The sequence below is a fragment of the Arthrobacter sp. 001422645 genome (genome assembly GCF_059816125.1).
Genome location: NZ_JCBANT010000013.1, coordinates 37,400 through 61,821, shown reverse-complemented (window position 1 = coordinate 61,821; position 24,422 = coordinate 37,400). Strand labels below are relative to the sequence as shown.

General features: G+C 66.6%; 21 protein-coding genes. 14 read left to right on the top strand and 7 right to left on the bottom strand.

Features of this window, described 5'->3' with window-relative positions:
• Window positions 1-76 precede the first annotated feature (76 nt).
• The 4 genes from AC6EUH_RS13615 (at window position 77) to AC6EUH_RS13600 (ending at window position 4,256) form a co-directional block, all read left to right on the top strand.
• Window positions 77-1,486, top strand: a complete 1,410-nt coding sequence (locus AC6EUH_RS13615) for an MBL fold metallo-hydrolase (RefSeq protein ID WP_499738953.1) — start codon at window positions 77-79, stop codon at window positions 1,484-1,486.
• Window positions 1,487-1,580: 94 nt separating this feature from the next.
• On the top strand, window positions 1,581-2,864 hold the full coding sequence (locus AC6EUH_RS13610) for an MFS transporter (RefSeq protein ID WP_499738952.1): 1,284 nt from the start codon (window positions 1,581-1,583) through the stop codon (window positions 2,862-2,864).
• Between the two features lie 383 nt (window positions 2,865-3,247).
• Window positions 3,248-3,685, top strand: coding sequence for a hypothetical protein (locus tag AC6EUH_RS13605; protein ID WP_499738951.1), 438 nt, complete (start codon window positions 3,248-3,250; stop codon window positions 3,683-3,685).
• 124 nt (window positions 3,686-3,809) lie between these two features.
• Entirely contained in the window at window positions 3,810-4,256 is a 447-nt protein-coding gene (locus AC6EUH_RS13600; RefSeq protein WP_056432032.1) for a hypothetical protein, read from the top strand.
• Window positions 4,257-4,309: 53 nt separating this feature from the next.
• Here the strand turns inward: AC6EUH_RS13600 and AC6EUH_RS13595 are convergent, their stop codons facing one another.
• Complete coding sequence (locus AC6EUH_RS13595; protein ID WP_056432035.1) at window positions 4,310-5,320, bottom strand: LacI family DNA-binding transcriptional regulator; 1,011 nt, start codon at window positions 5,318-5,320, stop codon at window positions 4,310-4,312.
• Window positions 5,321-5,563: 243 nt separating this feature from the next.
• On the opposite strand from AC6EUH_RS13595, the gene AC6EUH_RS13590 reads away from it, so the two are divergent.
• The 9 genes from AC6EUH_RS13590 to AC6EUH_RS13550 all read left to right on the top strand — a co-directional run bounded on the left by AC6EUH_RS13590 (window position 5,564) and on the right by AC6EUH_RS13550 (window position 17,002).
• Window positions 5,564-7,108 (top strand): sugar ABC transporter ATP-binding protein, encoded by a 1,545-nt coding sequence (locus AC6EUH_RS13590; protein ID WP_499738950.1) that lies wholly within the window; start codon window positions 5,564-5,566, stop codon window positions 7,106-7,108.
• On the top strand, window positions 7,105-8,151 hold the full coding sequence (locus AC6EUH_RS13585) for an ABC transporter permease (RefSeq protein WP_499738949.1): 1,047 nt from the start codon (window positions 7,105-7,107) through the stop codon (window positions 8,149-8,151). Before AC6EUH_RS13590 ends, AC6EUH_RS13585 begins: the two co-directional genes overlap by 4 nt.
• A complete protein-coding gene (locus tag AC6EUH_RS13580) occupies window positions 8,144-9,226 on the top strand; it encodes an ABC transporter permease (protein WP_499738948.1) in 1,083 nt (360 codons plus the stop codon). The genes AC6EUH_RS13585 and AC6EUH_RS13580 overlap by 8 nt, the downstream gene beginning before the upstream one ends.
• A 77-nt stretch (window positions 9,227-9,303) precedes the next feature.
• On the top strand, window positions 9,304-10,365 hold the full coding sequence (gene rhaS, locus AC6EUH_RS13575) for a rhamnose ABC transporter substrate-binding protein (protein WP_499738947.1): 1,062 nt from the start codon (window positions 9,304-9,306) through the stop codon (window positions 10,363-10,365).
• Between the two features lie 130 nt (window positions 10,366-10,495).
• The gene (locus tag AC6EUH_RS13570; RefSeq protein ID WP_499738946.1) at window positions 10,496-11,944 is read left to right on the top strand and encodes an arabinose isomerase; all 1,449 of its coding nucleotides are present in this window, start codon (window positions 10,496-10,498) and stop codon (window positions 11,942-11,944) included.
• A complete protein-coding gene (locus tag AC6EUH_RS13565) occupies window positions 11,941-12,318 on the top strand; it encodes an L-rhamnose mutarotase (RefSeq protein WP_499738945.1) in 378 nt (125 codons plus the stop codon). Before AC6EUH_RS13570 ends, AC6EUH_RS13565 begins: the two co-directional genes overlap by 4 nt.
• Window position 12,319: 1 nt before the next feature.
• The gene (rhaI, locus tag AC6EUH_RS13560; protein WP_499738944.1) at window positions 12,320-13,486 is read left to right on the top strand and encodes an L-rhamnose isomerase; all 1,167 of its coding nucleotides are present in this window, start codon (window positions 12,320-12,322) and stop codon (window positions 13,484-13,486) included.
• Between the two features lie 4 nt (window positions 13,487-13,490).
• On the top strand, window positions 13,491-15,527 hold the full coding sequence (locus AC6EUH_RS13555) for a bifunctional aldolase/short-chain dehydrogenase (protein WP_499738943.1): 2,037 nt from the start codon (window positions 13,491-13,493) through the stop codon (window positions 15,525-15,527).
• A complete protein-coding gene (locus AC6EUH_RS13550; RefSeq protein ID WP_499738942.1) occupies window positions 15,524-17,002 on the top strand; it encodes a rhamnulokinase in 1,479 nt (492 codons plus the stop codon). The genes AC6EUH_RS13555 and AC6EUH_RS13550 overlap by 4 nt, the downstream gene beginning before the upstream one ends.
• A gap of 56 nt (window positions 17,003-17,058) precedes the next feature.
• On the opposite strand, the gene AC6EUH_RS13545 is transcribed toward AC6EUH_RS13550, so the two are convergent.
• The 3 genes from AC6EUH_RS13545 to AC6EUH_RS13535 all read right to left on the bottom strand — a co-directional run bounded on the left by AC6EUH_RS13545 (window position 17,059) and on the right by AC6EUH_RS13535 (window position 21,253).
• Window positions 17,059-18,336, bottom strand: a complete 1,278-nt coding sequence (locus AC6EUH_RS13545) for an LssY C-terminal domain-containing protein (protein ID WP_499738941.1) — start codon at window positions 18,334-18,336, stop codon at window positions 17,059-17,061.
• Window positions 18,333-20,018 (bottom strand): alkaline phosphatase D family protein, encoded by a 1,686-nt coding sequence (locus tag AC6EUH_RS13540; RefSeq protein WP_056432063.1) that lies wholly within the window; start codon window positions 20,016-20,018, stop codon window positions 18,333-18,335. Before AC6EUH_RS13540 ends, AC6EUH_RS13545 begins: the two co-directional genes overlap by 4 nt.
• Before the next feature lie 122 nt (window positions 20,019-20,140).
• Window positions 20,141-21,253: a M20/M25/M40 family metallo-hydrolase gene (locus AC6EUH_RS13535; protein WP_056432064.1), complete on the bottom strand. Its 1,113-nt coding sequence runs from the start codon at window positions 21,251-21,253 to the stop codon at window positions 20,141-20,143.
• A gap of 356 nt (window positions 21,254-21,609) precedes the next feature.
• Here AC6EUH_RS13535 and AC6EUH_RS13530 point away from each other — a divergent pair, with 356 nt between their 5' ends.
• Entirely contained in the window at window positions 21,610-22,797 is a 1,188-nt protein-coding gene (locus AC6EUH_RS13530; protein ID WP_056432065.1) for a TerC family protein, read from the top strand.
• A gap of 25 nt (window positions 22,798-22,822) precedes the next feature.
• On the opposite strand, the gene AC6EUH_RS13525 is transcribed toward AC6EUH_RS13530, so the two are convergent.
• The 3 genes from AC6EUH_RS13525 to AC6EUH_RS13515 all read right to left on the bottom strand — a co-directional run bounded on the left by AC6EUH_RS13525 (window position 22,823) and on the right by AC6EUH_RS13515 (window position 24,386).
• Complete coding sequence (locus AC6EUH_RS13525; protein ID WP_499738940.1) at window positions 22,823-23,431, bottom strand: dTMP kinase; 609 nt, start codon at window positions 23,429-23,431, stop codon at window positions 22,823-22,825.
• Between the two features lie 67 nt (window positions 23,432-23,498).
• The gene (locus tag AC6EUH_RS13520) at window positions 23,499-24,023 is read right to left on the bottom strand and encodes a hypothetical protein (RefSeq protein WP_056432067.1); all 525 of its coding nucleotides are present in this window, start codon (window positions 24,021-24,023) and stop codon (window positions 23,499-23,501) included.
• Between the two features lie 36 nt (window positions 24,024-24,059).
• Window positions 24,060-24,386 (bottom strand): GYD domain-containing protein, encoded by a 327-nt coding sequence (locus AC6EUH_RS13515; protein WP_056432070.1) that lies wholly within the window; start codon window positions 24,384-24,386, stop codon window positions 24,060-24,062.
• Window positions 24,387-24,422 lie beyond the last annotated feature (36 nt).

The window sequence follows — 24,422 nt, the reverse complement described above, 5'->3', positions numbered from 1 at the left end:
TGCTGTATACCCCCCGGGGTATTATTATTGTTAGTAGTCGACGGGGTTGACCCCCACTCTTTACGAAGGAGAGCACATGCTTCTGGAACGCATTTATGACGAGGACCTCGCCCAGGCCAGCTACCTGATCGGCTGCCAGGCCAAGGGTGAAGCGGTGGTGGTGGACGGCCGCCGCGACATCGCTGTGTACCAGGCCCTGGCCGCGAAGAACGGCATGAAGATCGTGGCGGTCACCGAGACCCACATCCACGCCGATTACCTCTCCGGCACGCGTGAGCTTGCCGCGGCCACCGGGGCGAAGATCTACGTTTCCGGTGAAGGCGGACCGGACTGGCAGTACGGATTCGACGGGGAGCGGTTGTTCGACGGCGACACGATCACCCTGGGTAACATCCTTATCAAGGCACTGCACACCCCGGGACACACCCCGGAGCACCTGTCCTTCCTGGTGACCGACGGCGCGTTCAGCGACCAGGCAGGGTACCTGCTCTCGGGTGACTTCGTCTTCTCCGGCGACCTGGGCCGCCCGGACCTGCTGGATGAAGCCGCCGGTGGCGTGGACACCCGCTTCGTGGGGGCGAAGCAGCTCTTCGCCAGCCTGCGGGACAAATTCCTCACCCTGCCCGACTATGTCCAGGTCCACCCGGCCCACGGCGCCGGCAGCGCCTGCGGCAAGGCCCTGGGCGCGATCCCGTCCTCCACTGTCGGCTACGAGCGCCTCTACGCCTGGTGGGGCCCGTACCTGGCGGCCAACGACGAGCAGGGTTTCATCGATGAACTCCTCGACGGCCAGCCCGACGCGCACGCATACTTCGGCCGGATGAAGCGGGAAAACCGTGAGGGGCCGGCGGTCATGGGCAAACGCGCGCCGCTGCAGGAACTGGACCTCAACACGGTTGCGCAGGACCTCGCTGCGGACAAGGTGACGTTCATCGACACCCGCCCCAACGACCAGGTCCACCAGGGCACCGTGACCGGTTCCCTGAACGTCCCGGCAGGGAAGTCCGTGGCGAGCTTCGGCGCCTGGGTGGTGAACCCGGAAACCGATCCGAACCCGCTGGTGCTGCTGGCTCCTGACCAGGACGCCGCGCAGGACATGTGGGACCACCTGGTCCGGGTCGGCATCGACAAGGTAGCCGGGTACGTCACCGGCTTCGAGGGCCTGCCCACGAGCACCCCGAAGCTCATCCAGCCCGAGGAGCTCGAGGGCTTCGACGCCGCCATGATCCTGGACGTGCGGAACCGCACCGAACACTCCGCCGGTCACGTTCCGGGCTCCCACCAGCTCAGCGGCGGCCGCGTGATGTGGCACCTGGATGAGCTCCCGGCCGAAGGCACCATCGTGAGCTACTGCCAGAGCGGCGTGCGGAACTCGGTCGCGGCCAGCGCCCTGCGCCGCGCCGGCTACGACGTCGTCGAACTTGACGGCAGCTACGCCGCGTGGACCGCACGGCAGCAGGAACTGGATTCCGTTTCCGCCCGCTAACCCGCACCACCGGCACTAACTGACCGACACCGCTGGCGGCGGCCCTGAACCCCAGGGCCGCCGCCACCGTTCGTCCCCAACCATGTGGAGCAGCATGACCTCCGGCAACACCAATTCACTGCAGCAGGGCCGCCGCGCCGGCATCACGCTGGGCCTGCGGCAGAATCTGGCCCAATTCATGCTCCTCGTCGCCGTGAACGCCCTGGTCGGTGGCACCCTGGGCCAGGAACGCACCGTCCTTCCGCTGCTGGCCGGGCAGGTCTTTCACCTTGACCTGTACACCTCGGCACTGACGTACGTCCTCGCCTTCGGCCTCGCCAAGGCCGCCACCAACTACTTCGCCGGCACCCTGTCCGACCGCTTCGGCCGCAAACCCGTCCTCATAGCGGGCTGGCTCATAGCCCTGCCCGTGCCGCTGATGCTCATCTTCGGTCCCTCCTGGGGCTGGATCGTCGCCGCCAACGTGATCCTGGGCATCAGTCAGGGCCTCACCTGGTCCACCACCGTCGTGATGAAGATGGACCTGGTGGGCCCGTCCCGGCGGGGCCTGGCCATGGGCCTGAACGAGGCGGCCGGGTACCTGGGCGTGGCCGGAACCGCCCTCGCCACCGGCTACATTGCCGCCACCTACGGCCTGCGGCCCGGACCGTTCATGCTCGGCGCGGCCTACATCGCGCTGGGCCTCGGACTGTCGGTCTTCGCCGTGAAGGAAACCCAGGGCCACGCCCGGCTGGAAGCGGCCAACCACACGAACGCCCACGCCGACGCCCACGGACACTTGAGCAACCGGGAAATTTTCACCCTCACCAGCTTCCGGGACAAGTCACTGTCTTCGGTCAGCCAGGCCGGGATGGTCAACAACCTCAACGACGGACTGGCCTGGGGCCTCTTCCCGGTCCTCTTCGCCGCCGCCGGACTGACGATCGAAAAGATCGGCATCCTCGCCGCCGTCTACCCGGCCGTCTGGGGCGCCGCGCAGCTCGTCACAGGGGCGTTGTCGGACAAATACGGCCGGAAATGGCTGATCGTCGGCGGCATGCTGGTCCAGGCCGCCGCCCTGGCGATGATCGCCGTCGGCGAGGACTTCGGGATCTGGCTCACGGCCGCTGCGCTCCTCGGTCTGGGCACGGCCATGGTGTACCCCACCCTGCTGGCGGCGATCGGCGACGTCGCGCATCCGGAATGGCGCGCCCGCTCGGTCGGCATTTACCGGCTCTGGCGCGACGGCGGCTTCGCTGTCGGCGCGCTGCTCTCCGGGATCATCGCCGATGCGTACGGCATTCCGGCCGCCGTCGGAGTCGTCGCCGGACTGACGGCGTTGTCCGGACTCCTTGTGGCCGTCCGCATGCGCGGCAAGGACCACCACCGCCTGGCCTGACCTGGCGGAGGACCCCCTCCGGAGCAGGCCATTGCAATCTCTAGTGGCAAGGTCCAATATCAAGTCAGCCCCGCGCCGTCCCCCTGAGGCAGGAGATCATGATGTCGGATTTTGCCAGCCTCGCAGCGGCATTGACGGTGGTCTGATGGGCGGCACCAAGGACTCGGCCGGACTCGTTCCCGGCGCCGTGGATCTGAGTGGTCTGACGGAGATACGGGTGCACGGCGTGGGCGGCACGCCGCCAGAGGCACTCCTCGGCGACATGAAGCCGACCAGGGTCGCCGGGGACCGGATCGCAGGGTTCTACCGGACGGCGGACGGCGGACGGCGGACGCCCGGGGCCGGCACCGGGAGGCGCGGCAGGCACTATCGCGCCAGTTGCCATGGCGGTGCTCTTCTATGTCCTGGCGTCCCGTTCACGGACCAGCTACGAAGGCGTTGAAACACCGACCCAGGGGGCGGACCGGCCCGTGCCGTTCGGCCGCTGTGCCGCCGCGCAGGCGGGGGGATTGCGCAGCGCCGAGTTCTGGTCGGGGCGCCGCTGGCACCAGCACCTGTCGGACCTGCACCTGGCGGCAGGCATCGCGGTGGCAGCGGGGACCTTGGGCTGGTGTGTCTCCCAACTCGGCGGGGTCATGGAACTTGCCGATACATGGGCCCAGATCAGTGCCCGGACAGCCGCCGCCGTCTCCGCCGCCACACTGGTTGTTGTGATCGTGATGCTCGCTTTGGAGGAGGCTCACGCGGTCCCCTTTCGCGCCGCCGTCGTACACCGAGCGGGCGGTGCCGGAGCTGACGCGCCGGATCTGGAGGTTGCATGACAACCAGGGCCGGGTGGTGCTCACCGCGCACTCGCAAGGCAGCGTGGTGGCCGCGGCCGTGCTGGCCCGTGAGTCGGCCCGCCACGGGGAATAGGGCATTGGCCCTGTCACGCTCGGCTCCCCGTTGGCGAAGCTGTACCGGTGGGCCTTTCCCGCCCTGGTCAGCGATGCTCTCCTGCAGGGTTTCGCCCGCGGCACCGGGGGCCTGGGTGCTGTCCGATGGCGCAATGTCTACGCCGACACGGACTACATCGGCGGTCCGGTCGCCACGGCTCACTGGCCTGCGCCCAGCACCACGGATGTCCGCCTTGTCGACCCGTCAACGCACAAATATGTGTTCGCCCAGCCGTTGCCGCATGTCCTGAGCCATACGGGCTACTGGGTCGACGCACGGTTCTGGCAGGAAGTCGACGCTGTCTGCGACGACATCGCAGCGGACAGCGTGCCTGTCGAACGGCCCGAACCGCCCGCCGCTGAAGGGGCCGCACCCGGCGGCGTCCCGGACGACGGCAGGAAAGCGGCGGTGGACACCATCGCACCGGACCCCACGGCGCCGGTCCAGTATCGGTAAGTGTCCGCCGGGCCGTGACGTCGCGGCGGCCCGGGGACGCCAGCCCGACGACGTCAGGCCCGGGTTGACGCGCGGACCACCAGTTCCGGCGGGAAAACCACCTGGCGCGGAACGAACCCGGCCTCGGAGCTTGCCTCCCGCAGCAGCAACTCCAGGGCAGTCGAACCAATCAGGGCGCTGGGCTGCCGGATGGATGACAGGGGAACCACCGCAGCGGCAGCGAATTCAATATCGTCATAGCCAATCAGCGCTATTTCGTCCGGCACCGGCACACCGCCCATCAGCATCAGGCCCTGCAGGACACCCACCGCGAGCAAATCGTTGGCCGCGAAGATCGCATCGGGCCGTTCAGCCGCGGGCCGGAGCCGGATGGCTTCTCCGGCGGCCCGGCCGGAGAGCACTGTCAGCGACTCTGTTGAGATGACTTCCAAGGTGGCATCGGGCGCGGTCTCCATGGCCTTCCGCGCTCCGGCGAGCCGGTCGGCCACCTGGCGAATACCTTCCGGTCCACCCACGAAGGCGATCCGTCGGCGTCCCGTGGACAGCAGGTGCGCGACAGCCATCTCGCCGCCGGCCAGATCATCCACGGCGACGGAGGAGAAGCTCGGGTTGTCTGCCTGCCGGTCGACGAGGACAGTCGGGATGCCACGCCGGCGCATCTGTTCGAGCCGGGGGATCACATTGCCCACGGGGGACAGAAGCACCCCGCGGACGCGCTGCTGTTCAAAGAGATCCAGGTAGGCCGCCTCCCGGCCCGCGTCCTCATTGCTGTTGCCCACCAGGACAGTGAAATGTTCGGCCGCCGCCCGGTCTTCGGCTCCTCTGGCCAACTCCGTGAAAAAGGGGTTTGCGGCATCCAGCACCACCAGCCCGACACTGTGGCTCATGCCGGCGCGGAGCTGGCGGGCGGCATCGTTGCGCACAAAACCCAGCTTGTCGATTGCCGCCTGCACCCGGGCCGTGACTTCCCCGGAGACCTTTTCCGGCCGGTTCAGCACATTGGATACGGTCCCGACGGAGACGCCGGCCAGGGCGGCGACGTCCTTGACGCTGGCTGAAACCATTCCTGAGCTCCTGAATACTGGCGTCGCCGCGGGCGGGTCACATGCGGCTTATCTGATGGTGCCCTCAGGATACCCGTCCACGGCCCGTTTTGAACCCTTTCATTGAAACGAATCAAAACCGTGAATCCACGGTGGTGACATCTCTTGACGCCCGGGCCGGAGTACTCCTATGATTCAAATCACAGCAACTCTGAAACGATTCATTATCGACGTTCACTCAGCCCCAAAGGTGCGGTTACTTACATGCAGCAGACAGACAGTTCCCGGTCCGGCCCCTCAGGGGAGCGATCAGGGCCGGCCCTCTCCCTTTCCCACGCGGCCAAGACGTTCGGTCCGGTGGTCGCCCTGGCCGACGGCACCGTTGACATCCGGGCGGGCGAAATCCACGCACTGGTCGGGGAGAACGGCGCCGGCAAGTCCACGCTGGTCAAGATCCTCGCAGGCCTGCACCACCCGGACTCGGGCGATTTCAGGGTGGGCGGGGAGAGCGTCCAGTTCCGCAATGTCGGCGACAGCAAGGCCGCCGGAATCTCCGTGATCTACCAGGAGCCCACGCTCTTCCCGGACCTCAGCGTCGCGGAGAACATCTTCGTCGGCCGCCAGCCCAAGGGCCGGTTCGGCCTGATCAGCAAGGCAACCATGGTCCGGGAGGCGGGCCTGCTTTTCGAGCGGCTTGGCGTTCCCATCGACCCCACACGGACTGCCGAGGGCCTGTCCATTGCGGACCAGCAGATCATCGAAATCGCCAAGGCCATCTCGCTCGACGCCAAGGTGCTGGTGATGGACGAGCCCACGGCAGCCCTGAGCGGTGTTGAAGTGGAGCGCCTGTTCGCCGTCGCCCGCAGCCTCAGGGACAAGGGAACCGGCATCCTCTTCATTTCGCACCGCTTCGATGAGGTCTTCGATCTGTGTGACCGGATCACCGTCATGCGGGACGGCCGTTACATTGCCACGCACCGGACCGCCGACGTCACCGTCGCGGAGATCGTCCGCGAGATGGTGGGCCGCGACATCGAGGCGCTGTTTCCCAAGACCGTGGCCGAGATCGGGGATACCGTCCTGAAAGTCGACGGACTCAGCCGGGCCGGGGTCTTCCGCGACATCAGCTTCGACGTCCGCGCCGGGGAGATCGTGGCGCTGGCAGGCCTGGTGGGCGCCGGACGCACGGAGGTGGCGCGCGCCGTCTTCGGCATCGACCCCTACGACGCCGGAAAAATCAGCTTCAGGGGAAGCACGCTCAAACCCCGCGATCCGCAGGCGGCCATCACAGCGGGCATGGGATTTGTCCCCGAAGACCGCCGCAAGCAGGGGCTGGTCATGAACCTCTCCGTGGCCCGCAACATCACACTCACCCTGCGGAACAAGCTGGCGACGGCGGGGATGATCAACGGCGCCGCCGAGCGCCGCGCAGCCCAGGAATGGAGCAAACGGCTCCAGGTCAAGGCCGGGTCCCAGGAGCACGCGGTCTCCACCCTCTCCGGCGGAAACCAGCAGAAGGTGGTGCTGGCCAAGTGGCTGGCCATGGACCCGCATCTGCTGATCATCGACGAACCCACCCGCGGAATCGACGTCGGCACCAAAAGCGAAGTCCACCGTCTCATCTCCGACCTCGCGGGGCGGGGGATCGCCATCCTGATGATCTCCTCGGAACTGCCCGAAGTCCTCGGGATGGCGGACCGGGTCCTTGTCATGCGCGAAGGGCGGATCACCGCAGAACTGGACCGCGCCGGAGCCAACCCCGAATCCGTCATGCACGCCGCAACGTCTTCCTCAGGAGGAACCCCGTGAGCTCAGCTCTGGACCACAAGAAGCCAGCGACGACGGCGGCCCCCGGCGGTGCCCGGGGCGCCGCAGCGTCCTTGCTGCGGTTGCGGGAACTGCCCGTGATCATCGCCCTTGCGCTGCTGGTGCTCGTCACCTACCTGGTCAACCCCCTCTTCCTCACCCCGCAGGGCGTGAAGGACCTCCTGCTGAACGCCACCATCGTGATGATCCTGGCCGCCGGGCAAACCCTGCTGATCATCACCCGGAACATCGACTTGTCCGTCGGATCGATGCTGGGACTCGTTGCCTTCGGCACCGGCTCCATCTTCTCCGCGATGCCCGACCTTCCGATCTTCGCGGTGTTCGTGATCGGCATGGCCTTCGGCGCGCTGCTCGGGGCAGTCAACGGCCTTCTGGTGACCGCAGCCAAAGTCCCCGCCCTCGTCATCACCCTCGGAACCCTGTACGTGTTCCGGGGCCTGAACAACGCCTGGGCCGGCGGAAAGCAGTACTTCGCCGGTGACCGGCCGGACGCCTTTGGCGCACTCTCCGTGGACACCGTGCTGGGGTTTCCCATCATCACGCTGGTGGCCATCCTGGTGGTCGCCGCCGTGGCGGTATACATGGCCGGCACCCGTCCCGGACGGGACCTGTACGCCATCGGATCCGATCCTGATGCGGCCACTGCCTTCGGCATCAAGGTGTCCAAACGCGTGTTCCTGGCCTTCCTGGCCAACGGCGCCCTCGCCGGCCTGGCCGGCGTGCTCTATGCCAGCCGCTTCAACTCCGTCGGAGCCACCACGGGCACCGGCATGGAACTGACCGTCGTGGCTGCCGCCGTCGTCGGGGGAGTGGCGATCTTCGGCGGCAGCGGAACGGTCACCGGAGCGGCCCTCGGCGCCCTGCTCCTGACCACGATCACCAGCTCCCTGACCGCCCTGCGGGTCGACAAATTCTGGCAGCAGGCAATCGTCGGCGTACTGATTCTCACGGCCATCATCATCGACCGCGTGGCAAGCCTGCGCACAGCCAAGAAACTGCGGATAAGCGAGGCGCGCAATGTCTGAAACCACATCGACAACCGGCACGGCACCGGCGCCGGTGGCTGACAACACCAAGCCGCTGGCCTCCGAGCCCAAGGGCAAGACCGGAGCCGCACGGATCCTGGCCGGCCGGGACGCCATCACTATCTATGCCCTGATTGCGTTCCTGATCTTCGCCGCCATCACCATCCCGCGCTTCGCCTCACCGGTGACCACCGGATTCCTCCTCCTGGACGTCATCCCGGTCCTGCTGATCGCCATGCCGATGACCCTGATCATCATCACCGGCGAAATCGATCTGTCCGTTGCCAGCATTGCCGGGCTGACCAGCGCGCTGATGGGTGTGCTGTGGGCCGGGGGTATGGACATCGGGCTGGTGCTTGCGATCAGCCTGCTGGCCGGCGTCGCGGCCGGTATGTTCAACGGCTTCCTCATCGCGGTCCTCGGACTGCCCTCCCTGGCAGTCACGATCGGCACCCTGGCTCTCTTCCGTGGCCTTGCCCTCGTGACCATCGGCGACAACGCCGTGGCCAACTTCCCGAAAGCGCTGACGGCCTTCTTCACCTCCAAGCTCGGCGGCACGGGCATCCCGACCGTCATGATCGGCGTCGTTGCCGTCATTGTCTTCTTCGGGGTTCTCCTGCACTTCACGCCGTTCGGCCGCGGACTGTTCGCCATCGGGTACAGCAAGGAGGCCGCCAGCTTCGTGGGCATCAACGTGGCCCGCAGTAAATTCTGGCTCTACGTGGCCTCCGGTGCCGTCTCCGCCCTGGCCGGGATCTACTGGACGCTGCGCTACACGAGCGCCCGCAGCGACAACGCGTCCGGACTGGAACTGGCCGTCATCGCAGCGGTCCTGCTCGGCGGCGTCTCGATCTTCGGCGGCAAGGGCTCCATACCCGGCGTCATCGCCGGTGTCCTGCTGATCGGCAGCCTCAACTACGCCCTCCGCCTGGCCCGCGTGTCCGACGTCGTCCTCATCACCGTGACCGGACTGCTGCTGATCGTGTCCGTCGTGGCGCCAAGCGTCGGCTCCGCGATCAGACAATGGCGCCACACCCGACGCGTCCGCCGGAGTTTCACCCGCACCACCAACTGAAAACCTGCCCAGGCACTACCGCTGCCGCGTCCAGACCGGACCGGCCGCACCGACCGCACGAGGAAAAAGGAAGAACAATGATGGTGAACCGCAAGAGCACAGGCCAGACCGGCCGTTTGGCGGGCATGGTGGCGATCGCTGCCGCCGCCGCACTAGCCCTGACAGCCTGTAATGGGGGCTCGGGATCCGACGGCGGCAGCAGCCCCGCCGCGGAGGGGGACCAGAAGATCACCTTCATCCCCAAGCAGCTCAACAACCCTTACACCGACGTCGTCCTGGGCGGCGGGAAGAAAGGCGCCACGGAAGCCGGCTTCGCTTCCTCCCAGGTGGTCGGGCCGCTCGAGGCCTCCGCCTCCAGCCAGGTGTCCTTCATTAATGCCGAGACACAAGCCGGAACGAACGTCATTGTGATCGCCGCCAACGATCCCGACGCCGTCTGCACGGCCCTCGGCGAAGCCCGGTCAGCCGGGGCCAAGATCGTGGCGTTCGACTCGGACGCCAACCCGGATTGCCGCGACGTCTTTATCAGCCAGGTGGTGGCCAAGGAGGTGGCGCTGATCCAGACCAAGCTGATTTCCGAGCAGATCGGCGGCAGCGGCGAAATCGCCATCCTGTCGGCCACCGCAAACGCGACGAACCAGAACGAGTGGATCAAGTTCATGGAGGAGGAGCTGGCCTCCAACCCCGACTACAAGGACATCAAGCTCGTGGCCAAGGTCTACGGGGACGACAACGACACGAAATCCTTCCAGGAGGCCCAGGGACTCATGCAGGCCCACCCGAACCTGAAGGGCATCATCTCGCCCACCACGGTCGGCATTGCGGCCACCGCACGGTACCTCTCGACGTCCGAGTACAAGGGCAAAGTCGCCCTCACGGGACTGGGCCTGCCGAACGAAATGCGCCCCTTTGTCAAGGACGGCACCGTGAAGGAATTTGCCCTCTGGGATCCCGCCCAGCTGGGATACGTTGCGGCTTTCGCCGGCAAGGCGCTCACGGACGGCACGATGACCGGCGCTGAGGGCGATACCTTCACCGCGGGCGAGCTGGGCGAACGCAAGGTCGAAAAGGGAGGCCTCGTCATCGTTGGGCCGCCCACGGTCTTCAACGCCGAGAACATCGACAAGTACGACTTCTGAGCCGCCGCTTCTGAGCGGTCCGCACTGAGCCGCCGCTTCCGAGCCGCCGGGCAGGCTGGTGACAGCCTGCCCGGCACCACCCCCGCACAGCGCCCCACGAGTTCCTTTTCCATGCCGGAAGGCACCCCACATGAACCAGAACCACCCGGCCGCCCGGCTGCTGAAACCGCACCGCCGCCGGCCCACCCGCATCGGACTTGTCTCCGGCGGCCTCGGCGCCTACTGGCCCCAGTTTCCCGAGCTGCTGCCCCAGCTGCAGGAATCCGTCCGCTACGTCACCAGCCGCTTCGAGGAACTCGACGCCGACGTCGTCGACACCGGCTTCATCTCCGACGCGCAGGAAGCCGCCGCGGCCGGCGAAAAGCTGCGGGTCGCCGACTGCGACCTCATCGTCATCTTCCTGACCACCTACCTGACCTCCTCCATGGTGCTGCCAATAGCCCAGCGGGCCAAGACTCCGGTCCTGGTGATTGACCTGCAGCCCACCGAGGCCATGGACCACGCCAACTTCGACACCGGCAGATGGCTCGCCTACTGCGGCCAATGCCCGGTCCCCGAGGTCGCCAACGTCTTCCGCCGCGCCGGCATCGAGTTCCGCTCTGTCTCCGGACACCTCAAGCAGGAGTCGGCATGGGAACGCATCACCCAGTGGGTGCACGCTGCCGGCGTCCGCGCCCGGCTGCGCAACGCCCGGCATGGGCTTATGGGCCACCTGTACCCGGGAATGCTGGACGTCGCCACCGACCTCACCACCGTGTCCACCACCTTCGGCTCGCACGTCGAGGTGCTGGAGTTCGATGACCTCCGTGAACGGGTAAACGGGGTCACCGACGCGGAGGTCGCTGACCGCCTCGACCTTGCCCGGCAGTTGTTTGTCCTCGACGAATCCGTGAACGACGACGACTTCGCCTGGGGTGCCAAAGTATCCGTCGGCCTGGACCGGCTCGTGGAGGACTTCGACCTGGACTCCGTGGCCTACTATCACCGCGGCCTCGCCGGTGAACAGCACGAACGGCTCGGCGCCGGGATGATTCTGGGGTCCTCCATCCTCACGGCCCGGGGAATCCCGATGGCCGGTGAATTCGAACTGCGGACCTCCATCGCCATGCTTGCCGCGCAGGCGATCGGCGCGGGCGGATCATTCACTGAAATCCAGGCCCTGAACTTCTTCGACAACGTGGTGGAGATGGGCCACGACGGCCCCGCCCACCTGGCGGTGTCCGCGCAGGATCCGCTGCTGCGCGGCCTCGGCGTCTTCCACGGCAAACGCGGCTGGGGCGTATCGGTCGAATTCGACGTGCGGCACGGCCCGGTCACCACGTTCGGCCTCGGCCAGGACCCGGAAGGCAGCTACGTGTTCATAACCTCGGAAGGTGAAGTGGTGCCCGGCCCGCTCCTGGCGATCGGCAATACGACCTCCCGGGTGGACTTCGGCGGGGACCCGGGACTCTGGGTGGACCACTGGAGCCAGACCGGTATCGGCCACCACTGGGCACTCTGCGTCGGACACCGCGCGGCAGACATCAAGGCAGCCGCGTCCCTGCTGGGCATCGAACACCGGCAGGTGGTGGTGCCATGAGCACCCGACGCGTCTGCTTCCAGCTCCAGCTCAAACCCGGGCTCATCGCGGAATACACGGCCCGGCACGCCGCCGTCTGGCCGGAAATGCTCCAGGCCCTCAAATCGTCCGGCTGGAACAATTATTCCCTTTTCCTCCGCCCCGACGGGCTGCTGATCGGCTACTTCGAAACCGACAGCCTCGAAGAAGCCCAGGCCCGGATGGCAGCCACGGACGCCAACGCCCGCTGGCAGGCCGAAATGTCCGGCTTCTTCGAAGACCTGCACGGAACCCCGGATGCGGGATTCCTCCAACTGACCGAAGTATTCAACCTCGAGGACCAGCTGGCCGCCGCCACGTCCGCCCTCACCCAGTCCAAGTCCCTAGGAGACTGACGTGTCTATCCCCACCGCCGTTCTAACCACCCTCGAACAACAGAGCATCGAACTGCCCTCCTGGGCCTTCGGCAATTCCGGCACCCGGTTCAAGGTCTTCGCCACCCCAGGCACCCCCCGCACCATCGAGGAAAAACTCGCCGACGCCGCCCAGGTCAACGCCCTGACGGGGCTGGCCCCGTCGGTGGCCCTGCACATTCCCTGGGACAAAGTGGACGATTACGCGGCACTCGCGAAATACGCGGACGGCCTCGGCGTCAAGCTCGGAACGATCAACAGCAACACGTTCCAGGACGACGACTACAAGTTCGGGAGCCTCACGCACAGCGATCCGGCCGTGCGCCAAAAGGCCGTGGACCACATGTACGAGTGCCTGGAAATCATGAACATGACCGGCTCGCGGGACCTGAAGATCTGGCTGGCGGACGGCACCAACTACCCGGGCCAGGGCAATATGCGCTCCCGCCAGGACTGGCTGGCCGAATCCCTCCGCAAGGTTTATGACCGTCTCGGCGAGGACCAGCGGATGGTCCTGGAGTACAAATTCTTCGAGCCGGCTTTCTATCACACCGACGTCCCGGACTGGGGCACCTCCTACGTGCACTGCGCCGCCCTGGGCGAGAAGGCCAAGGTCTGCCTGGACACCGGCCACCACGCACCCGGGACCAACATCGAGTTCATCGTCGCGCAGCTCCTGCGGCTGGGGAAACTCGGGTCCTTCGACTTCAACTCCCGCTTCTACGCCGATGATGACCTGATCGTGGGCGCCGCGGATCCGTTCCAGCTGTTCCGGATCATGACGGAAGTGGTGCGCGGCGGCGGGCTGGAGCCGGCCGCCGGGGTGGCGTTCATGCTGGACCAGTGCCACAACATCGAGGGGAAGATCCCGGGCCAGATCCGTTCCGTGCTCAACGTCCAGGAAATGACCGCAAGGGCCCTACTTGTCGACACCACAGCCCTTGACGCCGCCCAGAACGCGGGAGATGTCCTCGCTGCCAACGCGGTGCTGATGGACGCGTTCTACACTGACGTCCGCCCCGGGCTGGCTGAATGGCGCGAATCACGGGGCCTGCCCGCAGACCCGATGGCCGCCTTCGCCGCCAGCGGTTACCAGGAGCACATCAATGCCGAACGCCAAGGCGGCCACCAGGCCGGATGGGGAGCCTAAGACCATGACCAATCCAACCGTTGAACAGCTGGTTGCCCGCTCCAACCGCCTTGGGGCGGACAAGCGGAACACGAATTTCGCCGGCGGCAACACCTCCGCCAAGGGCACCGACAAGGACCCCGTGACCGGGGAAGACGTCCAGCTCCTGTGGGTCAAAGGCTCCGGCGGCGACCTCGGCACGCTGACTGGATCCGGGCTCGCGGTCCTCCGGCTGGACCGGCTTAACGCGCTCAAGAACGTCTACCCCGGCGTCGAGCGTGAAGACGAGATGGTGGCCGCGTTCGATTACTGCCTGCACGGCAAAGGCGGCGCCGCCCCCTCGATCGACACTGCCATGCACGGGCTGGTGGACGCCGCCCACGTGGACCACCTCCACCCGGACGCCGGCATCGCGATCGCCACGGCAGCCGACGGCGAGGCCCTCACCAAGGAGATTTTCGGCGAGAAGGTGGCCTGGGTGCCGTGGCGGCGCCCCGGTTTCCAGCTGGGCCTGGACATCGCCGCGATCAAGGACGCGAACCCGCGTGCCGTCGGCACCATCCTGGGCGGCCACGGCACCACCGCCTGGGGCGACACCAGCGAGGAAGCCGAAACGAATTCCCTGTGGATCATCGAGCAGGCCGAGAAATACATCGCCGAGCACGGCCGGCCCGAACCCTTCGGAGCCAAGCTGCCGGGCTACGCCGCCCTCCCGGAGGCCGAACGGCGCGCGAAGGCCGCCGCCCTGGCGCCCGTGATCCGCGGACTGGCCTCGAGCGACAAGCCCGTCGTCGGGCATTTCACCGACGACGCCGCGATCCTGGACTTCCTTGAAGGCGCCGAACATCCGCGGCTGGGTGCGCTGGGCACGTCCTGCCCGGACCACTTCCTGCGGACCAAGGTCAAGCCGCTGGTCCTGGACCTGCCGGCGGACGCGTCGGTCGAGGAGTCCATCGCCCGACTGAAGGAACTCCACGCCGCGTACCGGGTGGACTACCAGGCCTACTATGACCGGCACGCCGACGCGGACTCACCGGCCCTGCGCGGCGCGGACCCCGCCATCGTCCTGGTCCCGGGCGTCGGCATGTTCTCCTACGGCAAGGACAAGCAGACCGCCCGCGTCGCCGGGGAGTATTACCGCAATGCGATCAACGTGATGCGCGGCGCCGAGGCCGTCTCCCGCTACGCCCCGATCGAGGAATCGGAGAAATTCCGGATCGAATACTGGGCGCTGGAGGAAGCCAAACTGGCCCGGATGCCCAAGCCCAAGAGCCACGCGGGCCGCATCGCGCTGGTGACCGGGGCGGCGTCGGGCATCGGCAAGGCCATCGCCACCCGGCTCGCCGCCGAGGGCGCCTGTGTGGTCATCGCGGACCTGAACCTGGACAGCGCCCGCGCTGTCGCCGCGGAGCTCGGCGGCTCCGACGTCGCCGTCGGGATCCAGGCCGATGTCACCGACGAAGCGCAGGTCGTCGCCGCGGTGAACGCCGCCGTGCTGGCCTTCGGCGGACTGGACCTCGTGGTCAACAACGCCGGGCTCTCCATCTCCAAACCCCTGCTGGAGACCACGGAGAAGGACTGGGACATCCAGCACAACGTGATGGCGAAGGGCTCGTTCCTGGTCTCCAAGGCCGCGGCGAAGGTCCTGATCGACCAGGGCATGGGCGGGGACATCGTCTACATCTCCTCCAAGAACTCCGTCTTCGCCGGGCCGAACAACATCGCCTACTCCGCCACCAAAGCCGACCAGGCCCATCAGGTCCGGCTCCTCGCGGCCGAACTGGGTGAGTACGGGATCAGGGTCAACGGCATCAACCCTGACGGTGTGGTCCGCGGCTCCGGGATCTTCGCCGGCGGCTGGGGCGCCAAACGCGCTGCCGTCTACGGCGTCGACGAGCAGGACCTGGGCAAGTACTACGCGCAGCGCACCCTGCTCAAGCGAGAAGTCCTGCCGGAAAACGTGGCGAACGCCGTCTCAGTGCTCACCAGCGACGAGCTCTCGCACACCACCGGCCTCCACATCCCCGTGGACGCCGGCGTCGCCACCGCCTTCCTCCGATGACAACAGAACCATCCCCGGCCGGGGCGGTTGTTGCGGGCGGAGTGTTCGCCGCCGTCGATATCGGTGCCTCCTCGGGCCGGGTCATACTGGGCAGGATCACCCGTGACGGCGGGACCCCGGAGGTGAACCTGGACACGGTCCACCGTTTCCCCAACGCAGTGGTGGAGACCGGCGGCGGCCTGCGCTGGAATTTCACCGCGCTGTTCGCGGAAGTGCTCACCGGGCTGGCGGCCGCCGCGGCCAGCGCAGCAGCACACGGGGAACGGATCACCAGCATCGGGATCGACACGTGGGCTGTGGACTACGGACGGGTGGACGCCGCCGGCCGGCTGGTGGCGCAGCCCTTCAGCTACCGGGATGACCGGAGCCGGGGCGCCGTGGCCGACGTTCACGGGCGCCTCGATCCGGAACGGCTCTACGCGACCACCGGGCTGCAGTTCCTGGAATTCAATACGATCTACCAGCTCGCGAGCGAGGAAGAACTGGACGGCGTGCAGGTCCTGCTGATTCCGGACCTGATCGCGTTCCTGCTCACCGGCCAGCGCCGCACCGAGGCCACGAACGCCTCCACCACGGGGCTCTTCGATGCCGTCGCGGGGGAGTGGGCCACGGAGTTCCTGGCCGCCCTGGAGTTGCCCCCGGAGCTCTTTCCGCCGCTGATCCAGCCCGGCGCCGCCGTCGGCACCCTGCTGCCGGCTGTTGCCGCGCGGACCGGGCTGCCAGCGGAGACCCCGGTGATAGCCGTCGGTTCGCACGACACCGCCTCGGCCGTTGTCGCCGTACCCGCGGAGACCGGGCACTTCGCCTACATTTCCTCCGGCACATGGTCATTGGTGGGCATCGAGCTCAAGCATCCCGTGCTCACGGAGGCGAGCCGGCTGGCGAACTTCACCAACGAACGCGGCGTCGACGGCACCGTCCGCTACCTGCGCAACGTCGGCGGACTCTGGCTCCTGAGCGAATGCCAGCGCACCTGGGCCGCGCAGGGCGCGGCGGTTCCCCTGGCCGACCTGCTGGACGGCGCCGCGAAGCTGCCGGCCGGCGGGCCCTGGATCAATGCCGATGACCCGGGCTTCATCCCGCCGGACGACATGCCCGCGAGGATCCGGGCTGCGGCGCAGAGGGACGGCGCGGTCCTGCCGGACGAGCCCGCAGTGATCGTCCGCTGCATCCTCGACAGCCTGGCAGCCGGTTACGCCCGGACCATCAACGACGCCGAGCGGCTCGCCGGCCGGGCCATCGACGTTGTGCACGTTGTGGGGGGCGGATCCCAGAACAGGCTCCTGTGCCAACTCACCGCCGACGCGACGGGCAAATCCGTCGTCGCGGGCCCTGTCGAGGCGACCGCCCTCGGCAACGTGCTGGTCCAGGCCCGGGCCGCGGGCGAACTCTCCGGAGGGCTCGCCGAACTGAGGAAGATCGTGGCCGGGGGCACAGCGCTTCAGCGGTACCAGCCGGCGGCGGCGAAAAGCTGACCACTGCGGTCGCCACCCCAGGTGCCAAGGAATTGACCCCTGATTTAACGCCATGCTCACACAGCGGCGACCCGACTGCGCCGGACTTTACGCTGTCTGTAATTCTTGGCGTAGGTGCGGGAATGCTCGCTGGTGAGGGCGATGATGAGGAGGATGTCCAAGGAGAGACCCAGAAGGTTGGTCCGGAAGTCGACACTTGGGCCGCCGTTGAGGACATTGACGGCCTGGGTGATGATGGCGGCCGCGCTGAGAAGCATGGCCACGACCCTGGCGAGGTTTCCGCCCCGAAGAACACCCCAGGCCAGAAGGATCTCTCCGACGCCGAACACCGCGAGGACAGTCGCAGCGGCCGGCGACAGCCCGGCCGGTTCTGCTGCCGCGGCGGGAGTGCCCCCGATCAGCAGTGAGGCGGCCAGGACGAGGGCAGCGATACCGCGAAAAAACACGAGGACGCCCCCGAAGAGCGTCGGGGCGGGCCGTCTCCGGTTGACCCCCGGCAGCCGGGGCGGATCTGCCGTAGCCGCGATGACGGGCGCAAGGTCGACGACCGGCAAGTCCCCGTCGGTGGAAATCGTGTCGCCGCCGCCATTGCGCGCATGGTACCCGGTCGAAAAATCCCGGATGACCGAGACTTCCGCCTCGGGTACGGCCTTCTTCAGGGTGGCCAGGATGTGGTCCCTTTCGTCGTCGGTGTTCTCCTCGATCTTGTGCGTGATCTGGAGGGTGAACAGCGACAATCCTACGGATCGGTCGTACGTGCCGGCGGCGAGCCAATCGACCCGAACGCCGCCGGGCAGCACCCACCCGGGCGGGCAGCGCCAGAAACGGACGTGATGCCGTTTGCCCGGGCTCCCGTCGACCTCCTGCTGATACGCAAAGTCCTGCTGGCGGCTAAAGATGAAGAGCGGGCTGACCGGCGCCTCCGCATAGCTCCGCCGAGTCAGGGTTGACAGGACGATCCGGCGGCTGCTCTTCAGATCGACGTCGTCGGCCTGCGTCCAGCCCGCCCGGTGCATGGCGGCATGGACCTGATCCTCGCTTCCGAGCAAGGCCAAGTTGACCGGGTCACCCAGCAGGCCGTCGCTTGTCCGTGCCCGGCCGATGAAGTAATCGGGAAGATAGATCTTCGTCAGGATCCGATGGACTCTGGGCAGAACCAGGTACGCCAGGGCAGCCCAGAATACTATGGAGAACCAGGCCATGTACCGCTGCAGGCTCTCCTCGAAAAGCAATGTGGCCAGCCAGATGGCGGCAACGCCACTGAACACAAACAGCGCCCGGTCCAGCACGGTATCCGCATTGCCGGGAAGCCCACCCTGGCGCCGCTCTTTCACGGACGGTCGCTGGCGGGCTCCTCCGCCCGCCGCGGGGCCACCGTGACGGAGGAAACGAGTTTCAGCCCGGGATGCAGCTGGTCCCCGCCGTCCACGACGCCGGTCTGCCACCACAGTTTCAGCCCCTCCGGTGCCACCTCCAGGCAGGCCAGGTTGTTGTCGAACCACGGCCCCTTGACGCCGGACCAGCGGAACGGCGGGTCCGGGACCTTGGCCGAGCGCGCAACCAGGGCGCCCACCGGTGTGGCCAAACCGTAGGACATAACGGCCGCGAAGGACCTCATCAGCCGGGGCAGCGGGTTTCGGATGGGGGAGCAGACGGCCTGCATGATCCTGCTGCCCGAGGTGCGCTCCACCTCCGAGACGTAGGAGTAGTGGACGTCTCCGGAGAGAAAAGTCACGGTCTCCGGGGCCGGGCCGCGTTTGCCGTCGGCCACCTCGCTCACCATGACGGCCACCTCCCGGAAGCTGTTCTGGAAGGCTCCCCAGTGTTCAAGGTCCACCGCCTGGCGCAGCCTTTCGCCGATGCGGGCGGCACGTTTCCCCCACGCACCCTGGGAAACGGCCTCATTCCAGGACTCGACGTAGTGCAAACCCATCGGCAGCAGGAAGGGCAGTGACGTCGCCACCAGCAGATGGCGGAAACCGCCGCGCATCCGGCCGTCGAGCCAGGCCATTTCTGACTTGTCCACCAGTGCCCGGTGGTCCGGCTCCAAGTTCCGGGCGGCGCGGGAGTCCACTACGATCAGCCGGGTGTCGCCAAAATCCCGGCAATAGCTCCACCGGTAGGATTCCGGGTCCCGATCGGCCCGATCAGCGAAAACGTCCAGCTGCGCGCTGACGTCGATCTCGTCCTCGCCCGAGTGGTCCGCGATCTGCTGCCAGATCGCGTCCTCGGCCCGCTCCTGCGGCGACAGGTTCCCGAGGTGCTGATAGACCCAGTACGAGGCCAGACCCGCGACGATCCGGCCATGCCACCAGGAAGTGGCCTCCATCTTCTTCTTCCAGCTGAGTGAGGTGTTCCAGTCGTCGCGGATGTCGTGGTCATCAAAGATCATGGCGCTGGGAAGCGTGGAAAGCAGCCACCGGTTCGCGGGGTCGGACCAGGCCAGGAAGTAGAGGTGGGCGTATTCCTCGTAGTCCTTGAGCTCCTCCCCGGGCGGTGCGTTGATGTCGCGCCGGGCGCGGATGAACTCCTGCATCTGCTCACTGGTCAAGTCGGCGTACACCTGGTCCCCGAGGAACGTCACCAAGTCAGGCCACGGCGTGTCGTCGCCGGAGGCCATCTTGAGGGCGTAGGCACGCAGTGAGTCGATGCCGTGTGTCCGGTTGCCTGCCCGATCGTGCGGGACGCTGGTGCGGCAGGAGCCGTAGGCCATCCGCAGCGGCTTGCCGGGCTGGAGCGTCGCGATCATGGACGGCGGGAACTCCGACCCGGGATCGGGCCAGGCCTGGCTTCCGTTGATGTCGAGGACGTAGGGCGTCACCGTGCCTGGCTCCAGTGCATCCAGCTCCACCAGCGCGTAGTGGTGACCGTGAACCGCGAACGTGGCGGCCTGCCATTGCCTGCCTCCGGCGTGGACAGTGACCCGGGCAGCGGACCGGGTCTCCACCCAGACACTCGCCGAGGTCTCATCCACGTAGCGCATCATCGGGCCGAGCACCAAGGAAGAGGTTGTCATGACTCAGTTGTACCTGTTCGCCCCCGCGCCCGGCCATGGCTTGGCGAAATATGGACCAACGGAGCGGCTGCTTTTCATCGGGTGCAAGGCTAACCGGTTGCCCTCAGACCAAGACCGGGGATCTAGTTCCGCGGGGCCAGTGCGTAGGCGGCGGTGACGTACGCCAGGGCGCCGGACATCTCCTGGAGCAGCGCGCTGTCGATATTGCTGAGCGTGTCGCAGGCCTCGTGGTAGCACGGGTCGAGGTCCCTGCCGGGTGTGCCGCCGTAGGCCTGCGCCTGGGCGTCCGTCTTTGATTCCGAGTCGCCGCTGAACAGGCCGCCGGCAGGAATCCCTGCCTGCAGGAACGCGTCGTAGTCGGAGTCGCCCCCCTCAAAGGCCGTGGTCTCCGCCGGCAGGGCGTTCTCTGTGAAGTAGCGCTCGAAGACGTTCTCAATCCCGTCGGAGCCCGAGGGCCCGGCATCCCCGAAATCGGACCCGTCGCCGTCGTGGAAGGACCGTATACCGTTCGGAGAGGCCGCCATGTCCACGTTCAGGTACGCCGAGGTCTGGTCCTTCTCCGTCTTGCTCAGCTCGTCGACGTAATGCCGGGAACCGTCGAGGTCATTTTCCTCGGCGCCCCAGAACGCGAAGACCACACGGTTCACCGGAGTGATCCCGTTCTTCTTCATCCACTTCGCCGTCTCAAGGATGGCAGCGACGCCGCTGCCGTTGTCGTTGATCCCCGGGCCATCTTCGACGGAGTCCAGATGGCCGCCCACCACCACGGTGTTGGCGGCGCTGCCCCCGGTCTCGGCGAGAATATTGAAGCTCTCCGCCTGGTTCCGGTTCCTGCGATCCTGCTCGAAGGTAAAAGTCTGCCGGACCGGGTTGTAACCGGCGGCGCGCAGCTGCTCCTCAACATACCGGGCGGATTCCTCATACCCGGAGGTTCCCGACGCGCGGTTCCCGCCGTTGTCATCGGCGATCCGCTGCAGCGCCTCAAGGTGGCCTACCATGCCCCGGCCTTTGAAGGCCGTCAGCACCGCGCGCGCGTCCACGGCGCCCGGGGGCCCCGGGCGGGGGACGGCAACGCTGGGTTCGGGGGATTCCGTGCCGCCGCCCGGGTCGGTAGTCACGACGTCGGGCTGGAAGCCCGGCGGGGAGCCGGCCGCGGACCCGGAATTACAGGCCGTCGCCGAGAGCAGCAGAACAGCCAGGACTGCGGGGAGGACGTGTCTACTCAGAGTCAACATGCTCGGAAACCCTTCACTAGTCAGTTCCAGTCCTGCCGGTCAAGTCACCCGTCACCGACATCCGGCCGACCGCGGTCACCAATGAATCCGCGATACCCCTATCAGTTTCGTCAATTCTTGCGGATGCGGCTGTATCGTCAATAGCCCGCGCCTGTGAAACAGCTGTGCGAATCGCGTATGCGGACGTTCCTTAGGATCATGTTGACCGCAGTGCGCCCGGCATTTCCTTCGAAGACATCATCGAGGAAATGGCCGGCGGCGTGCACGCTGACACCATCGCTGAGATTCCTAATACCATCTAAAGGACCGGACAGCACTGGACCCAGGGGCCCGCCCCTTCACGGAAGTTGAGCAACATGACAGTTTCTCCCCTCATCTGGGCAATCACCATTGCGGTCATCCTGGCCCTGCTGGCTTTCGACTATTTCTTCCACATCCGCAAGGCCCATGTGCCCACGCTCAAGGAGGCGGCCGCGTGGTCCACCCTGTACGTGGGCCTGGCCGTTGTCTTCGGTGTCGTGGTGTGGGTCTTCGGCGGCACCGAAATGGGGTCTGAGTACTTCGCGGGCTACATCACGGAGAAGGCACTCTCCGTGGACAACCTCTTCGTCTTCCTGATCATCATCGCGAGCTTTCGCGTTCCCCGCGAAGACCAGCAGAAGGTGCTGCTCTTTGGCATCGTCTTCTCGCTGATCGCCCGCACCGGATTCATCCTCTTGGGCGCCGCGCTGATCAATTCGTTCGCGTGGGTCTTCTACATCTTCGGCCTGATTCTGCTGATCACCGCAGGCAACCTGCTCCGGCCGGACGCCCATGGTGACGACCAGGCCGACAACTTCATGATCCGGATCGCCAGGAAGCTCTTCCACACCACGGAACACTACGACGGCGACAAGCTCTTCACCGTTGTCAACGGGAAACGGGCCCTGACTCCGATGCTGCTGGTCATGGTCGCGATCGGCGGGACCGACATCCTCTTCGCCCTCGACTCCATCCCCGCGATTTTCGGGCTGACGCAGAATGTGTACATTGTTTTCACCGCCACGGCCTTCTCCCTGATGGGCCTGCGCCAGCTGTACTTTCTGATCGACGGGCTCCTGGACCGCCTCATCTACCTTGCCTACGGCCTGGCGGTCATTCTGGCCTTCATCGGAGTCAAGCTGGTGCTGCACGCCCTGCACGAGAACAACCTGCCGTTCATCAACGGCGGCCAGCCAGTCCCCGTCGTCGAGATCAGCACCGCGACGTCCCTGAGCGTCATCGTCGGGGTCCTCGTCCTTACTGTCGTCGCGTCGCTGATGAGCAAAGCCGGCAAAGCCCAGACGTCCATCAACAATGCGCGCCGGCACGCCGCCAACTACCTCGACCTCGAATACACGGCCGACCCTGCCGAACGCGAGCGGATCTACCGGATGCTGACCGAGGAGGAGTCCCAAATCCTGGGCATGGATCTGAAGTATCGAAACAAGGCCAAGGACATCGACAAGATTCGGGCCTTGGTGGCGGAAGCGCACCGCCAGCACGAAGAATACCTGTCCCGTTAGGCACCGGGCGCCGTACCTTTGCGGGTCAGTGCGGGCTGGCGTGGGAGCACTCGTCCGGCCGCGGTCCGCCCGCCTTCTCGATCGCGGCGTGCATCCGGGAGAGCACGTCGCCGGGGGGACCGCCGGCCGTGAGGCGGGTGAACCGGGGGAACTCGGGCAGCGATTGATACGCGTCCCGCAGCGATTCCAGGTCCTCGAGGCGCTCCGAGTCGGTGCCGCGGGCGAGGATCCTGGCGTGGGCCTCGCGGGGGTCGACGTCGAGGTAGATGACCAGATCGGGCCGGGGGAGTATTCGGATGAGCCACGGGAGGAAGCGCCCCCTGGGAAGTCCATGCATTCCGCGGAGCGCGAGCTGGCAATGAAGGTGCCGGTCCATCACAACCAGGCCGTGAAAGTTCCGGGCCCGGCGGTGTGCATTCAGGACGTTGAACGTGCGGACCGCCGTTTCAAGGAAGTCCGCCAGCCGGGGAGGCGCCTGTATGCCGAGCCTCGCGCTGAGCAGGGACATCCTTCGGCGGCCGGCGTAGTTACGGAGGAGCAGGGCGCTTATTCCCGCCTGGCGGGCGGCCGCGACGGTGGCCTCGGCCGCCGTCGTTTTTCCGGAGCCGTCAATTCCGGTGAGCACGATCAGCACGCAGTGTCCTTCGTGGTTTGGTGGTGGGGTTACCTGAGCCAACGAATGAGAGGCGCCGCTTGATCCCTCAGAGATTGTGGGCCAGCAGTTCGAGCGCGATGACCAGAAGACTCAACACTACTTCAGCGAACACGATGAGGGCCTTGTGGCGGAACGGAAGGTCAAGCCGCCGGATCGCGAGGTACCCGATGACAAAAAGTGTGACAACGAGCACGACAATCGCCCATTGAAGCGCCACGGCCGTCGACCAGAGACCCAAGCCGGCCGCCGTGAGGAGCAGGAGCGGCGTCACCAGGACGCTGAGGGATTCGGTGCTGACGGCGACCATGTGTCGCAGCTGCGGGCGGCTGGGGAGCTCCTCATGTACCGTCAGGTGGCTCAGTAGGTCGGCGACGAAGATGCCCAACAGGGAGCCGACCACCACGATACTGAGAGTGGCAGCCGCGGCGGCGGGCGACGTTTCGTCAGCGTGGCTCCTCAGGGCCAGGACGACAGCCAGGCACGTGAAGCTGATATAGACGCGCTCCTTGAGGCTCGCCGCGCGTTGGCTCGCAGTAGGCTCAGTCCGCCCGGCCGGTTCGATCGCATTCATCGAGGAAGTCCCCTCTCAGTGGTTGGAACAGAACCGTCAGGCGCCGGGGGCCCGGTAGCCGACCTCCGCTGCCATCCGCAGGGCTGACATCGTCTCGTCCACGCTCAACAGGACGGTCGTTTCAAACGAACTCAGCGCGCCGCCCCCGGCGATTGCCACCGCCACCGCGGCCATGGAGACGTTGTCGGGGGCCTCCCACAGGTTGTAGCCGTCATGGCTGCCGAACGCATACCAGAAGCCGTGGAGCGTGCCGCCCACCGACTCGATATACGCCTGCGCCGCTTTTCCGCGGTCTTCCGGGTTGCGGATCATCCTGGCCCAGGTCTCAGGGGTGTAGCTGAACTTCGACAGGTAGAGCGGCATCGTCTTTCCCTTCGGTCACTTCCGGGAGTGCGGATT